The organism is Kitasatospora sp. NBC_01250, assembly GCF_036226465.1.
In the GTDB taxonomy this organism is placed as follows: domain Bacteria; phylum Actinomycetota; class Actinomycetes; order Streptomycetales; family Streptomycetaceae; genus Kitasatospora.
The window spans coordinates 3561796-3575866 of record NZ_CP108476.1 but is presented as its reverse complement, the minus strand read 5'-3'; the positions used below and the strand labels follow the sequence as shown (position 1 = coordinate 3575866).

The 14071-nt window shown below is 71.0% G+C and carries 11 protein-coding genes and 1 pseudogene; 9 read left to right on the top strand and 3 right to left on the bottom strand.

All coding sequences use genetic code 11. The annotated features are described in order from the left end of the window. Positions 1–55: 55 nt before the first annotated feature. A complete protein-coding gene (locus OG500_RS14460; RefSeq protein WP_329580430.1) occupies positions 56–859 on the bottom strand; it encodes an AfsR/SARP family transcriptional regulator in 804 nt (267 codons plus the stop codon). A 665-nt stretch (positions 860–1524) separates the two neighbouring features. Between OG500_RS14460 and fabG the strand changes: the two genes are divergently transcribed. The 8 genes and pseudogenes from fabG to OG500_RS14420 all read left to right on the top strand — a co-directional run. Continuing rightward, complete coding sequence (fabG, locus tag OG500_RS14455) at positions 1525–2310, top strand: 3-oxoacyl-ACP reductase FabG (protein ID WP_329587575.1); 786 nt, start codon at positions 1525–1527, stop codon at positions 2308–2310. Then, positions 2297–3313 carry an aromatase/cyclase gene (locus OG500_RS14450; RefSeq protein WP_329580427.1) on the top strand — a complete coding sequence of 339 codons (1017 nt, stop codon included), beginning with the start codon at positions 2297–2299 and terminating at the stop codon, positions 3311–3313. The genes fabG and OG500_RS14450 overlap by 14 nt, the downstream gene beginning before the upstream one ends. Next, positions 3306–5171, top strand: a complete 1866-nt coding sequence (locus OG500_RS14445; protein ID WP_329580424.1) for an AMP-binding protein — start codon at positions 3306–3308, stop codon at positions 5169–5171. The genes OG500_RS14450 and OG500_RS14445 overlap by 8 nt, the downstream gene beginning before the upstream one ends. Next, positions 5168–5935 (top strand): SDR family oxidoreductase, encoded by a 768-nt coding sequence (locus tag OG500_RS14440; RefSeq protein WP_329580421.1) that lies wholly within the window; start codon positions 5168–5170, stop codon positions 5933–5935. Before OG500_RS14445 ends, OG500_RS14440 begins: the two co-directional genes overlap by 4 nt. A 140-nt stretch (positions 5936–6075) precedes the next feature. Then, positions 6076–7119 carry a Gfo/Idh/MocA family protein gene (locus OG500_RS14435; protein ID WP_329580418.1) on the top strand — a complete coding sequence of 348 codons (1044 nt, stop codon included), beginning with the start codon at positions 6076–6078 and terminating at the stop codon, positions 7117–7119. A 123-nt stretch (positions 7120–7242) separates the two neighbouring features. Further along, entirely contained in the window at positions 7243–8406 is a 1164-nt protein-coding gene (locus tag OG500_RS14430) for a nucleotide disphospho-sugar-binding domain-containing protein (protein WP_329580415.1), read from the top strand. Then, positions 8403–8906 (top strand): PH domain-containing protein, encoded by a 504-nt coding sequence (locus tag OG500_RS14425; protein ID WP_329580412.1) that lies wholly within the window; start codon positions 8403–8405, stop codon positions 8904–8906. The genes OG500_RS14430 and OG500_RS14425 overlap by 4 nt, the downstream gene beginning before the upstream one ends. After that, positions 8903–10243, top strand: a pseudogene (locus OG500_RS14420) (PH domain-containing protein); the annotation flags it as partial. The gene OG500_RS14425 and the pseudogene OG500_RS14420, both read left to right, overlap by 4 nt. Positions 10244–10284: 41 nt before the next feature. On the opposite strand, the gene OG500_RS14415 reads toward OG500_RS14420, so the two are convergent. Further along, positions 10285–11586, bottom strand: coding sequence for a nucleotide disphospho-sugar-binding domain-containing protein (locus tag OG500_RS14415; RefSeq protein WP_329580409.1), 1302 nt, complete (start codon positions 11584–11586; stop codon positions 10285–10287). Continuing rightward, the gene (locus tag OG500_RS14410; protein WP_329580406.1) at positions 11583–12725 is read right to left on the bottom strand and encodes a nucleotide disphospho-sugar-binding domain-containing protein; all 1143 of its coding nucleotides are present in this window, start codon (positions 12723–12725) and stop codon (positions 11583–11585) included. Before OG500_RS14410 ends, OG500_RS14415 begins: the two co-directional genes overlap by 4 nt. 185 nt (positions 12726–12910) lie before the next feature. Between OG500_RS14410 and OG500_RS14405 the strand changes: the two genes are divergently transcribed. After that, the gene (locus OG500_RS14405) at positions 12911–14041 is read left to right on the top strand and encodes a polysaccharide pyruvyl transferase family protein (protein ID WP_329580403.1); all 1131 of its coding nucleotides are present in this window, start codon (positions 12911–12913) and stop codon (positions 14039–14041) included. Positions 14042–14071: the final 30 nt, after the last annotated feature.

The following is a 14071-nucleotide window of genomic DNA, read 5'->3' as shown; positions in this document are numbered from 1 at the left end:
ACAGGTCATGATAAAATGTTAGATCCATGGCCTGGGAAATGTGGAGCTGCGAGGGTTACGCGCTGCTGCCCACCGAAAGGACGTCGTGCTGCAGCTTCTGCAGTTCCGGTGAGGGGGCGAGGCCGAGTTCCCGGTCCAGCGTCTGGCGCAGCGCCTGGTAGGCCTGCAGCGACTCGCCGCGGCGCCCAGACCGGCTCAGTGCCAGGATGAGCTTGCCGTGGAACCATTCGTTGAGCGGATAGCGCGAGACCAGGGAACGCAGTTCGGCGATCAGCGCGCGGTGGCGGCCGAGCTGCAGGTCGGCCTCGATCCGGAGCTGGATCGCGTGAACGCGCTCCTCCTCCAAGTGGGCGACGGTGCCTTCCAGGAGGCGGCCGGGCGAGACGTTCGCCAGCGCGGGCCCACTCCACAGCCGCAGTGCCTCGGACAGTGCCTGCGCCGCGTCGGCCGGCCGGTTCTCCGAGAGCAGCTGCCGGCCCTTCTTGGTCAGCCGCTCGAAGTCATTCAGGTCGAGTTGGTCGGGGCTGATCCGCAGGGCGTAGCCGGGCGGGCGGGTGATGAAGAGTTCGTCAACGGATTCGCCGACCTGTCGGTCAAAGAGGCGCCGGAGATGGTAGATGTAGGTCTGCGCGGTGGTGATCGCGCTGCGCGGGGGCTTCTCGCCCCAGAGCTCCTCGATGATCGAGTTCGTGTCCACCACATGGTTCGCCCGGAGAATGAGAAGGGCGAGCACGCTGCGAACCTTCGGCGCGGTGGGCGTACAACTGGAGTCGAGGTGTGTGACTTCCAGCGGGCCGAGCACCCGGAATTTGAGATCCTGCGGCTGGAATGTGGTGCGAGTGAGCTCTTTGACTGCCATCCTTTTCCCCCTGATAGGCGAGGCGGTAACCTCAACGGTTACTTCTACCGCGACTCATGTCTCAATGGAACGATGGATTGTGGGCTCTTTTTGTGGATTTTTGCAGCGGCATTTTGGCGGCCGTGGAGAGAGTCGCCAAAATGCCGCCCGATGCCCGTCCGCCGTGCGCGCATGGCGGGTCGGCAGATTTTGGGCATGCGAAATCCCATAGGGCTCGGGAGAGTGAAACCTGAGCTCAGCTGCCGGCTGCGCGCCGAGAAGGCGGGGGCGCTGAGTTCGGACGCCACTTCGATGCGGGCATGTCAAAGACTTTTACCCTGAAGTACACACACGCCAGCACGCTCGTAGGCACGATCTCTTTCCCCCGTGATCGCATTCGCTGAACTGTTCGCCAGGCGGCCCGGACGCGGTCCGGCGTCACCTGGGTTCCTACGTATCAGGTCTCCGTTAGCCGCCCCCGCTGGAGTGGGAGTTGAGCGGCTCTCGTTCCAGTCGAGAGTACACAGACATGACGCAGTCGTGAAGGGGAACCGAAGCGGCCTTTAGCGATCCTCGAAGCCCGACGGCCGGGTCTGTGAGGTGGTCAAGGCGCCCGCCGCACAGCCTCGGATCGTTCTCGGTCCGGCATCGACTCCCCCTTGAAGCTGGCTTGCAAGGCTCCGGCCATGACTAACGAACATCGCCGCGTGGCCCTGGTCACCGGGGCAACACAGGGTATTGGTCTCGCTGTGACCCGCGCGCTGGCCGGCGCCGGCGCGCAGGTGTTCATCTGTGCCCGGGACGCCGACGCGGTGGCCGCCACGGTCAAGGAGCTGACCGCCGAGGGGCATGACGTGGCCGGCGCCGCGTGCGACGTGCGGCGGCGGGAGGAGGTGGCGGATCTGGTGCGGGCGACGGTGGACCGTTTCGGTCCGATCGACATCCTCGTCAACAACGCCGGGCGCAATGGCGGTGGTGTCACCGCGGATCTGCCGGACGACATCTGGTACGACGTCATCGACACCAATCTCAACAGTGTCTTCCTGGTGACCCGTGAGGTCCTGAACACCGGTGGCCTGCGCGGCCGTTCGTGGGGTCGGATCATCAACATCGCCTCCACGGGCGGAAAGCAGGGCGTCGTTCTGGGGGCGCCGTATTCGGCCTCCAAGCACGGAGTCGTCGGATTCACCAAAGCACTCGGCAACGAGCTGGCGAAGTCCGGCATCACCGTCAACGCGGTGTGCCCCGGCTACGTCGAGACGCCGATGGCACAGCGGGTCCGGGCCGGCTACGCGGACCACTGGGAGGTGAGCGAGGAGGAGGTGCTGAGCCGCTTCGAGGCGAAGATCCCGCTCGGCCGCTACAGCACCCCCGAGGAGGTCGCCGCCCTGGTCGGCTACCTGGCCACCGACGCGGCTGCCCCGATCACCGCGCAGGCCCTCAACGTCTGTGGCGGGCTTGGCAATTACTGAGGACTCCGGCGAGCCGATCGACGGACCGGGCGAACATGGGGAAAGAGGAGCGGTGGTAGAGCCGAAGACGCACTTCACGGAACACTCGGTCACGATCGCGGCACCGGCCGAGGTCGTCTACGACTTGCTCGCCGATGTCACGGGCTGGCCTAGCCTGTTCGGCCCGACGGTGCACGCGCAGCGGGTGTCGGGTGGCGCGCTGCAGGAGCAGATCCGGCTCTGGGCGCTGGCCAACGGCGAGGTGCGCAGCTGGACGTCGCGCCGCGAGCTGGACCGGGACGGGCTGCGCATCGCGTTCCGCCAGGAGGTGTCCCAGCCGCCGGTGGCTTCGATGGGCGGGGAGTGGCGGATCACCCCCGGTGCGGGTGGAACCTGCACAGTGGTGCTCGCCCACGACTTCGCGGCCGTCGGCGACGATCCGGACGGGCTGGACTGGATCGAGAAGGCCGTCGAACGCAACAGTCGCGCGGAGCTCGCCGCTCTGCAGAGCGGGGCCGAATCGCGCGAGCAGAAACCGGAGTTGGTGTTCACCTTTGACGACAGCGTCACGATCGACGGCCCGGCCGAGGAGGTCTACGCCTTCATTGCCCGTTGTGACCTGTGGCCCGAGCGGCTGCCGCACGTCTCCCGGTTGGCTCTCACCGAGGCCGCGCCCGGCCTGCAGGTGATCTCCATGGACACCCGGGCCCCCGACGGCACCGTCCACACGACGGAGTCGGTGCGGGTCTGCTTCAAGGCCGATCGGATCGTCTACAAGCAGACCCGGGTCCCGGCGCTGCTGACCGCGCACACCGGTGAGTGGTTCTTCCAGCCGACCGCCGAGGGGGCACGGGCCACGTCACGGCACACGGTGGCGATCAACCCCGGCGCCGTGACGGAACTGCTGGGCGAGCAGGCGAGCACTGCCGACGCGCGCGCCTACGTCCGCAACGCGCTGGGCTCCAACAGCCTCGCCACGCTGAGGTTGGCGAAGGCCCATGTCGAAGGCGGCGGGCATGCCTGAACCACGCACCGCCGCCGGCACGCCGCCCGCGGCACCGCCGGCCAGGCTGGACGACCTGCTCGCACGGGCGGCGCGCCGCCACGGCGACCGTACGGCGGTGCGTACCGACCGCGGGGCGCTCAGCTTCACCGAGCTGGATGCGGCCGCCACCCGCTGTGCGGCCGCCGTCCAAGCCCTGGTGGGCTCCACCGGCGCGGTGGTGGCCCTGGCATCCCCACTGGATCCGCTGTTCGCCGCGGCCTTCCACGGGATCGTCCGCAGTGGGAACGTCGTCGCGCCAGTCAACCCGCTGCTGCGCGCCGCCGAGCTGCGACACCTGCTGGGCACCACCCGGGCCGCGCTGGCCATCGTCACGCCCGCGATCCTCGCCGAACTTGAGCCGGTCCGAGGCGAGTTGCCAGACCTCCTGGACGCTGTGGTGCTTGACGGGCAGTGGCCCGACCAGGAGCCGGCCGAGGTGGCGGCCGGTGGCGACATCGCCTGCCTGCAGTTCACCAGCGGTACCACCGGCCCGCCCAAGGCGGCCGTGCTCACCCATCGCAACCTGCTGGTGAACGCGGCCCAGGTGGCCGAGGCACACCGGCTGGGCGCGGGGTCGGTGGTGCTGAACCACCTGCCGAAGTACCACCTGATGCACCTGAACTCGGCGCTGTACGCCGGGGCGACGCAGGTGCTGTGCGCGGAGTCGGATCCGGTCGAGGCGGTTCATGCGGCGAACCGGTCCGGGGCCACCCACTACTACAGCATCCCGATGCGGCTGATCCGGCTGGCCGCCGACGAGCGGCTGCCCGAGCTGCGGTTCGACAGCACCAGGATGATCGCCTCCGGTGGCGCGGCACTGCCGTCGCAGGCCGCCGAGGCGCTTCGCCGGCACTTCGGCGTCCCGGTCTTCCAGGGCTACGGGCTCGCCGAGACCTCGCCGCTCACCCACTCGGACGGCCCCGACCGCCCGAGGCCCGGTTCGGTCGGCCCAGTCGTGTGCGACACCGAGTGCCGGATCGTCGAGCTCGACACCCGCCGGGTGCTGTCGGCCGGCGAGGCGGGCGAGGTCGAGGTGCGCGGCCCGCAGGTGATGCGCGGTTACCTGCACGGTGAGCCGCCGCTGGACGCCGAAGGGTGGCTGTCCACCGGGGACGTCGGATACACAGACGAGGACGGATACCTGTTCCTGGTCGACCGGATCAAGGACGTCTTCAAGTGTGACAACTACCTGGTCTCGCCGACCGAGGTGGAGAAGACACTGCGTGGCCACCCCGCGGTCGCCGACTGCGTGGTGTTCGACGTCCCCGACCCGGTGAGTGGCGCGGTCGCCGCCGCGTTCGTGGTGCTCGCCGACGTTCCGGCCGACGCCGCGGCCGGTGCCCTGGACGCGGTGCTGGCCGCCGCGAACGCGCGGCTGCCGTACTACCAGCACGTCCGGGCCGCCCGGGCGGTGGACGCGATCGCGCGTTCGACCAACGGAAAGATCCAACGCAGAGAGCTGCGCGAGCAGTTCATCGCCCGGCGGGAGACCGTCCCGCCCCGTCACGGAGGTGCCCAAGTGTCCGAGTCCGCCCAGACGATCGTCGCTGTCACCAGGTTCACCGTCAAGGCAGAGCCGGCCGAGTTCGAGCAGGCGTTCAAGCAGCACGCGGAGTTCATGCGCAGCCGGCCGGGCTTCCAGCGCGCGCAGTTGGTCCGCTCCGCACGGAGCCCCGAGGTGTACATCAACATCGGCTGGTGGGATGACCGCGCCTCGTACTTCGCGGTGCTCCAGTCCGACGAATTCAAGGGGCACCTCGGTCTCTTCGGGCAGCTGGCAGACGTTGAGCCGCAGATGGGTCCGGTGCTGCTCGAACTGGAGCCGGGGGACGCATGAGCCGAACGACAACGCCCAGCACGCTGGCCCTGGACGGCCGGACTGCTCTGGTCACCGGTGCCACCCGGGGCTTGGGCCTGGCCATCGCGCGCAAGCTGTGCGCCTGTGGCTGCGACGTGGTGCTCAACTACGGGAGCAGTGAGGCGGATGCCGAACGGGCCCTCGAATCGCTGGCCGGACTGAAGGGCACCGCCACGGCGATCCGGGCCGACCTGCGTGACCAACAGGCCATGCCCGAGCTGCTGAAGACGGTCCGTCAGCAATTCGGTCGACTGGATGTGCTGGTGCACAACGCCGCCACCTTCTCGCCGATGGCCGGCCAGTCGGTCGACCTCGGCGTCCTGCATCAGGACCTGGCCATCTCGCTCGAACCCCTTCTCAGCGCGGCCGCACTGCTGCCCGAACTGATGGGCAGGCAGGGCCGGGTGGTCGCGGTGTCCAGCACCGGAGCCCACCGGGTGGTGCCCGGATACGTGAGTCTCGGTGTGGCCAAGGCCGCGCTGGAGTCCCTGGTGCGCTATCTGGCCGTCGAGCTCGCCGAGCACGGCATCGTGGTCAACGCGGTGTCCACGGCCAAGCTGGACAAGGGGCCGGGGACGGTGAACGCGCGGGCGGCCGCCGTGCTGGCCGAGCGCACCCCGGGCGGCCGGCTGACCGTTCCCGCCGACGTCGCCGACGTGGTGGCGCTGCTCTGCGCGGACGAGGCGGCCTGGCTGCGCGGCCAGGTCGTGACCGCGGACGGCGGTCTGAGTCTGCGCGCCTGACCCCTCGCCGGCACGGGCTCCCACACGCGGTGGCGGTGGGGGCCCGCGCCGGTGTGGGCGAGGCCCGCGGTCCCACCGCTCCCTCGAGGATGACTCGAAGCGGTTGGGGCAGGATCCCTCACGATGAGGGAGGCGAAGGTATGACAGACGGGAAGAGCGCAAACCGGCAGCTCACCGGCGGACAGGAGACCCGACAGGCGTCCACCGGGACGGTAGGCCTGGGGGTCATCGGGTGCGCGAGCATCGCCTGGCGGCGCACCCTGCCGGCGGCCGTCGCGGACCCGCTGACGCGGGTTGTGGCGGTGGCGGGCCGGGACCCGGAGAAGACGGACCGGTTCGCTCGACAGTTCGACTGCCAAGCGGTCTATGACTACCAGCAGTTGCTGCAGTGCGAGGACATCGACGCGGTGTACGTCCCGCTGCCCGCCGCGTTGCACGCCCGGTGGATCGAGGCGGCGCTGCACGCGGGCAAGCACGTGCTGGCCGAGAAGCCGCTCGCCACGGACGCCGACACCGCCGCGCGGCTGGTGTCGTTGGCCCGCGCCAAGGGGCTGCTGCTCATCGAGAACTACATGTTCACCCATCACGCGCAGCACCGGGCCGTACGGCAGCTCGTCGCGGACGGCACGATCGGTGAACTGCGCGCCTTCTCCGCCGCGTTCACCATCCCGCAGCTGCCGCCCGACGACATTCGCCACCAACGCGGCCTGGGTGGCGGGGCGTTGCTGGACGTGGCCGGCTACCCGATCAGGGCTGCCGAACTGTTTCTCGGTGACGGCCTGGAGGTCGTCGGCGCGGTGCTGCGCCACCATCCGCTGTGGGAGGTGGACACCGGCGGCGCGGCCCTGCTGCGCACGGCATCGGGGGTAACCGCCCACATCACGTTCGGGATTGAGAACGCCTACCATTCCTCGTATGAACTCTGGGGGAGCGTCGGGCGGATCACGGTGGACCGGGCCTTCACCCCGCCTGCCGACCATGCGCCGGTGGTCCGGGTCGAGCGTCAGGACGGCGTACGGGAGCACCTGCTTCCCTGCGACGACCAGTTCGCCCGGGTGATCCGTGCTTTCAGCCGCGCGGTGCTCGATGGTGCGTACGACCTGCCGGCCGGGGGCGGGCACCGGATGGTTGAGATCGTGCCGCACGCCCGCCTGGTCGACGCCGTCCGCGCGCTCAGCTCCTGACCCGCGGGCGCCCGACAAGATCCGCCGGACAGGCCCCAGTCCGACCCGACCAGCCAAGCTCCTGGAGGCTCCGCCATGCGCGTACTGTTCACCACTTATGCTGCGCGTCCACACTTCTATCCGATGGTGCCGCTCGCCTGGGCCTGCCTGAACGCCGGACACGAGGTGCGCTTCGCCAGTACCCCGTCACTGATGGACACCGTTCACGAGTCGGGTCTGCCGGGCGTCTCGGTCGGGCGGGACATCGACGCCGATTCCTGGTACCGGCGCGGCACCTTCGTGCCCAAGCCGGCCGCTGACGACGAGCCCGAGATCGCCGCCTGGATGCGGGTCACCGACCAGCTGGCGGCCAAGCAGTTCAGCGTATGCGAGCACATGGTGGACGAACTGGTGGACTACTGCCGTGACTGGCGGCCCGACCTCATCGTCCATGACCCGGTGACCTTCGCAGGTCCGGTGGCGGGCCGTGTCCTGGGCATTCCGACGGTCAGTCACCTGTACGGACTCGCACGGCTGTTGCGGCTCGACATCAAGGACTGGGTGGGCACCGAGCACCGCACCGGCTACCTGGACCTGTTCACCCGCTGGGGGGTCGAGCCGCTGCTGCACCCGGACGCCTGGATCGACCCGTGTCCGCCCAGCCTGCGCTGGCCCGGCCAACAGGAGATCGACCGGGTCCAGATGCGCTACATCCCGTACAACGGTCCCGGCATCGAGCAGGACTGGCTGCGCGAGCCGCCGAGGCGGCCGAGGGTCCTGGTCTCCTGGGGTACCTCCCAGCAGAAGAAGCTGGGCACCAGCATCATCGAGCTCTTCGGGAATATCGCCCGGAGCGTGGCCTCGCTCGACACCGAGGTGATCCTCACCGTGGGGGCCATGGAACCGGACCACCGCCGGTACCTGGGCGAGCTGCCGCCGAACGTGCGTACCGTGGACTGGGTGCCGCTCACCACCCTGGTGCAGAGCTGCCAGGCCATCGTGCACACCGGCGGTACCGGGATGATGATGACCGCCGCCGCTCACGGGGTACCGCAGTTGGGCATCACGAAGATCCCGGAGGGCCGGTTCAACGTGGAGCGCCTGGTCGCCGTCGGTGCCGGGCGGCACCTGGCACAGGACGAGGCGGACGCCGAAGCGGTCCGCGGAGAGGTCGCGGCACTCCTGACGGACGACGGGTACCGGCGCAGTGCCGCGACCCTGCGGCAGGACGTGGAGGCGCAACCGCTCCCCGCCACTGTCGTGCCCGTACTGGAGGAGCTCGTGGCCAAGGCGGAGGTGGCCAAGTGAGCGCCCCGGTCGCGCCGGTGCTGCGCCGGCCCGAGCACCAGGTCAGCCGCCAGGCGGTCGCCTACTGGACCGTCCGCGCGCTGAGTTGCTGGGTGCTGGCTCTGGTGGCGCAGGCCGTCTGGCTCGTGCTCGACGACGGTTCCCGGGCCGGTTGGCACTGGCTGGGTATCGCCGCCACCGTGCTGCTGGGCGTGTCGCACTGCGCGGTGATGCCCCGGTGGCGCTACCGGGTGCATCGTTGGGAGACCGCGCCAGGGGCGCTCTACGTCCAGACCGGCTGGCTGGTGCAGGACCGTCGGATCGCTGCGGTATCGCGGATCCAGACGGTCGACAGCAGCCGCGGCCCGCTGGAGCAGCACTTCGGACTCACCAACGTCACCGTCACCACGGCTTCGGCGGCGGGGCCGCTGGTCATCCAGGGGCTTGCGGACGACGTGGCCTCCCGCTTGGTCGCGGAGCTCACGGAGCAGGTCAAAACCACGAAGGGTGACGCCACATGACCGCCACCGCGTCGTCCGGCAGCCAGCTGTCCGACAGTGAGCAGCTCTGGCGCCGGCTGCACCCCCGGATGCTGGTCGTCCATCCGCTGCACGAACTGCTCCGCGCGCTGCCGCTCCTGGTCGCGACGCTGGTTATCGGCGTCAGCACCGGCAGCGGCGAGGGCTGGTCCCTGCTCGCCTCGGTCGGCGCGGTTCTGCTGGGCCCCGCCCGCTGGTACACCACGGAATTCCGGATCGCCGACGGCCAGGTGCAGTTGCGCCGCGGCCTGTTGCAGCGCCAGGTGACCCGGGTCCCGCTGAGCCGTATCCGAAGCGTCGATGTGACGGCGCATCCGCTGCACCGACTGCTGGGACTGGCTCGGGTCGAGATCGGTACCGGCAGTCGTGACCTGAAGGGTGAGGACCGGCTGAAGCTCGACGCGCTGAGCCTGGCGCAGGCCGAACAGCTGTGCGCGGAGCTTTTTCCGGCCGGCGCGCCGCGAACCGACGATCGCGAGTTGGCCAGGGCACACTCGGGATGGCTGAGGTACGCGCCGCTGAACATCGGGGGACCGGTGTTGCTCGGGCTGTGTCTTGTGATCCTGCACGAGGCCCGCCTGGACCTCTGGCACACCGCGCCGGCCCACGCCCTCGCGGACCAGCTGCGGGGCCCGCACCCCTGGGGTGGTGTGTTGCTGGCGGCCGGGGTCGCGCTGGCGGCCACCACGGTGGCGTCCACCCTGTTCTACGCCGTGATGTTCGGCAACTTCCGGCTGGTGCGGCTGCCCGACGGCACCCTGCGGACCTCGCACGGCCTGCTCACCACCCGCACGGTCGCGCTCCAGGAGGAACGGATCCGGGGCGTGGAGATCGCCGAGACCCTCCCGGTCCGCCTGGTGGGCGGTGCGCGCTGCCTGGCCATCACCAACGGGACGCGGGGCCGGCGGGGCGGTGCGCTGCTGGTGCCGTCCGCGCCGGCCGAGCAGGTCCGCCGGGTCGCCGCCGAGGTGCTGCGCGATCCGGCGCCGGTGCGCAGCCCGCTGGTGCCCCACCCGCCCAGGGCACGGCGTCGGCGGTTGGTCCGGGCGCTGTCCCTCAGCACGGTGGCCGCCGCGCTCTTCGCGGCGGCCACAGCCGACTCCCTGCTGCCGAGCTGGCCGTGGCCGCTGTTTGTCGCGATGTTCCCGCTCGGCCTGCTGGCGGCGCTCGACGGCTACCGCGGACTGGGGCACCAGGTGGTGGGCCGTTACCTGGTGGGCCGCTCAGGGGTGCTGGTGCGGCGCCACTGGGCGTTGTCACAGGAGGGGATCGTCGGGGTCCGGCTGCGCCAGTCCATCTTCCAGCGGCGAGCCGGCCTGATCACCGTGATGGCCACAACGGCTGCCGGGCGCGGCCGTTGTCAGCTCTTCGACGTCGCCACCGGGGACGCGACGCGGATCCTGTGCGAGGTACTGCCCGGTCCGCTGGCGCCATTTCTGGAGCCTGCCGGGTCGGCGAACCCGGCCAGCACGGACACCAGTTCCGCCGGCGTCGGCTGAGCGGCGATCTCCTCGGCGAGCTCGCGCGCCCGGTCCCGGTGCGCGGGCTCGCCGAGGAGCCGGCGGGCTTCGTCCCGCAGCGCCTGCGGATTGGTGCGGGCCTCGCCCTCCAGGATCCGGCCGGCACCCTGACGGGCCAGACCCCGCGCGCAGTCGAGCAGGGCGGGATGCTCGGGCGGCAGCAGCAGTTGGGGCACCCCGCGGGCGCACGCGGTCATCGCGGTGCCGGTGCCGCCGTGGTGGACGACCAGATCGCTCTGTGCGAGCACGGCGTCGAGCGGGACCCGGTCGACCAGCCTGACCCACGGTGGTACGGCGCTCAGCATGTCGTGGACCTGCGCCGGTGCGGTCATCACCACGTCGTGCTCCGACCACGGCCGCAGCGCCTCGGTGATCGCGTCGAGGAGCTGCGGCAGGTTGCCGCCCGCCACGAAGTCCGCCCCGGTCATCGCGGCCTGGCTGCCGAACAGCCCGAAGGTGACGCAGATCCGGCGCCGTGACGACCGGGTGTGCGCCCAGCCCGGCACCGATTGCGAGCCATTGTACGGCACGAAGCGCATCGACTGTACCGGCGTGGTGGTGTCCGACCGCAGGCTCGGCGGGCAGGGGTCCAACGTTGCTGCCGGTGCCGGGAGTTCACCGACCAGCCCGAGGCCGGCGCTCAGCTCGGCGAGGATCCCGCGGGCTCGGGTGATCGCCTCGGCGCTCATCGAGTCCGGGCCGCCCCAGCGCTGCACGACGACCGGAATGCCGAGCAGGCCGCCGGTGACCAGGCCGGCAAACTCGATCGGGTCACAGAGGATCACCTCGGCCCGCCATCGCTGGGCGAGGGTGATATAGCCGTCGATGACCCGGGCGACCCGGACCTGCCAGGGGTGTCCGCCAGAGGTCCAGCGCTGCCCGGCGAAGCCGCGCAACTGTTCCCCGGCCAGCATCTCCGCCATCCTGGGCAGGGCCGGCACGGTGAGGGCCGGCCCTGCCGTCGGGGGCGCCACCGACAGCTCGGTGATCTCGGCGGCGGGCAGTCCGGCCTCGACGGCGGCCCGCGCCACCTCGGCGCGCCCGGCGACCAGGACCTCGTGCCCGGCCGCCCGGGCCGCCCACGCCAGCGGGACCATGCAGAGCAGGTGGCTCGGGGCGAGCGCGGTGACCAGGAGTCTCATCGGCCCTCCCGCCGCGCCGCCAGCTGCTCCAGCCCGCCGACCAGTTCGGCCGGATCAGGCAGCGCGGCCATCTCGTCGGCGAGCTTGCGCCCGGCCGCCGCGTAGGAGGGGTCCTCCAGTAGGTCGCGCACCGCCTCGCGGACGGCCGCCGGGTCGTCCTGGGCGGCCGGATCGGTGAGTTCGCGCGCCAGGCCGTAGTCGCGCAGCCGGGCGGCCCACAGCGACTCGTTGCCGATCTGCGGCAGCACCAGTTGGGGCAGGCCGAAGGCACACGCGGTCAGCGAGGTCCCGGTACCGCCGTGGTGCACGATGGCGGCGCAGGAGTCCAGGAGCAGGTTGAGCGGGATCGGTTCGACCACGTGGGTGTCCGGGCCCACCGGGCCCAGCGCCTCGTGGTGTGCGCCCGGCAGCGTCACCACCGGCTCGACCCCGGCCAGGCCCTCCAGGGCGTCGACGACCGAGCGGAACAGCGGAACACCGTTGAGCGCTGCGGTCAGCCCACCCAGGCTCACCGCCACGCGGCCCGGGCCGGTCGGCCGGGTCAGCCACTGCGGGAGCGTGCCGGCTCCGTTGTACGGGACGTAGCGTACGGACCGCGCGGGCGGCTGCTGTCCGGCCGGCTCCTGACTCCGCAGCGAGGGCGGACAGGAATCCAGCACCAGCTCGGGGCCGGGAAGTTCGCCGCTCAGGCCGTGCCGGGCGAACCGGGCGCCGAGCAGCTGGCGCGCCATGGCGAGCGGCTGCGCGCCCAACGGGTCGATGTCCCACCGGTGGTGGACCACGGGAACGCCCAGCACGCCGCCGATGAGCAGGGCGCTGAACTCCATCGGGTCGCTGACCACGAGATCGGGACGCCACCGCGTGGCGAGGTCCAGGTAGTCCATCATCAGATAGCGGGCGTGCATGATCCATGGCATGACGAGGGTGAACGGCGCCGCGTCCGAAGTCTGCGCGCGCCCAGCCTGGTTGGGGCGCTGCCCGGCGGGCAGCCGGGAGGTGATCGCCTCGACGGCGTCGAAGCGGTCGCCGGTCTGCGTGGCCGGCAGCCCGGCGGCGAGCGCCGCGTCGACGATGTCCGGCTGCCCCAGGACCATGACCTCGTGTCCCGCCGAACGCAGTGCCCAGGCGAGTGGGACCATCGGAGTGAAATGACTGGGCACAGGTGTGGCCATGAACAGCACCCGCATTGGGCCTCCTCGTCGGTGTGGACGGGCGATCCTCCTCGCGCCGCTCCGCGAGTAGTGTCGGGGCCGACGTTCGACGCGCGTTCAAGGAGCGGCATGCCCTCGAAAGGGACTCGAAGGCCCTGTGGGGGGATGGGGGCATGGTGGATGGAGAGCGGTGTGAGTATTACCTGGTCTGTCCGGCGGGAATTCCCAACTACGGCGACGAGCTGATAGCGGCGACCTGGCTGAGGCATCTGGCGCAGGTCGCCCCGGACGCGGACGTGGTGGTGGACTGTCTCGGTCCCCAGGCAGCTGCGGATCGGCTACGCGGGCTGCACCCGCGGGTACGGTTCCAGAACGTGCTGTGGCAGCTGTGCGTGGACCACTGGTCGCCGGACCCGGCCGCAACGGCGCGGGCCGTGGCCGCCACGGTCGATGCGGCGGGCCGGCCGGCCGCCGCCGACGGGCTGGGGGCGCTGCGGCACGCGCGGGTGGTGCACCTGCTCGGCGGCGGCTTCATCAATGCCATCTGGGCGCCGTTCGCCGGCCTGCTGGCGGGGATCACGGCCGCGACCCGGCGCTCCGGCGGCCGTGCCGCGATGACCGGGCAGGGCCTGTGGCCGCCCGCCGAGGGGAAGAGTGGCCTGATCCGCTCCCTGGCGGAGGGTTTCGAGGTTGTCGATGTGCGGGACGAGGCCTCCGCCGAACTCGTCGGCTGTGCGGCGTCCCGCAGTTGCGATGACGTCTTCCTGGGCATGGGGCCGCACTTGTTCGACAGCAGGGACGAGGTGCCCGAGGTGATGGTGAGCCTGCAGTCGCTGCTCGCCGAGACCGGCCCGCAGGACCTGGTCGGGTTCGTCGTCAGGACGCTGCGGGAGTGGGGCGCGGACCGGGTCGGTCTGCTGGAGTGCGCCCCGGACCAGGACGTGGACGTCCTGGCGGCCGCCCGGCAGGCGCTGCCCGACGCTCGGGTGTACTCCATGGCGGATGTCCTGCGCGACGGCCTGCCGGCCCGTCCCGGCCAGGCTTGGCTGACCACCCGCTTCCATCCGCACCTGGTCGCCGCGGCGGCCGGAGCGGCCGGCGTGGCGCTGAGCATCAAGCCCGACTACTACGGGATCAAGCACCGCTCGCTCACCGACATCGGGTCCAAATGGCGGTTGCTGGAGGGCCTGGACGTGCCCGAGCGCCCCACGGCGGGCGGCTACCGCCCCGAGGATCTGACGCGGCTGCGGGCTGCCAAGCGCGCGGTCGCGGACCGCGTCTACGCCCCGGACACCGCCGGCTGACCGGCGACGCGCCGGTGTCCCCGATCCCAC

Bases quoted from the DNA above. Each gene is read 5' to 3' on its own strand.
- OG500_RS14430 (WP_329580415.1), top strand. From the start codon at position 7,243: ATGGTGCCGCTCGCCTGGGCCTGCCTGAACGCCGGACACGAGGTGCGC.
- fabG (WP_329587575.1), top strand. From the start codon at position 1,525: ATGACTAACGAACATCGCCGCGTGGCCCTGGTCACCGGGGCAACACAG.
- OG500_RS14460 (WP_329580430.1), bottom strand. From the start codon at position 859: ATGGCAGTCAAAGAGCTCACTCGCACCACATTCCAGCCGCAGGATCTC.
- OG500_RS14410 (WP_329580406.1), bottom strand. From the start codon at position 12,725: ATGGTCCCACTCGCCTGGGCACTGCGTTCGGCGGGACACGAGGTCATG.
- OG500_RS14440 (WP_329580421.1), top strand. From the start codon at position 5,168: ATGAGCCGAACGACAACGCCCAGCACGCTGGCCCTGGACGGCCGGACT.
- OG500_RS14435 (WP_329580418.1), top strand. From the start codon at position 6,076: ATGACAGACGGGAAGAGCGCAAACCGGCAGCTCACCGGCGGACAGGAG.
- OG500_RS14445 (WP_329580424.1), top strand. From the start codon at position 3,306: ATGCCTGAACCACGCACCGCCGCCGGCACGCCGCCCGCGGCACCGCCG.
- OG500_RS14405 (WP_329580403.1), top strand. From the start codon at position 12,911: ATGGTGGATGGAGAGCGGTGTGAGTATTACCTGGTCTGTCCGGCGGGA.
- OG500_RS14415 (WP_329580409.1), bottom strand. From the start codon at position 11,586: ATGAGACTCCTGGTCACCGCGCTCGCCCCGAGCCACCTGCTCTGCATG.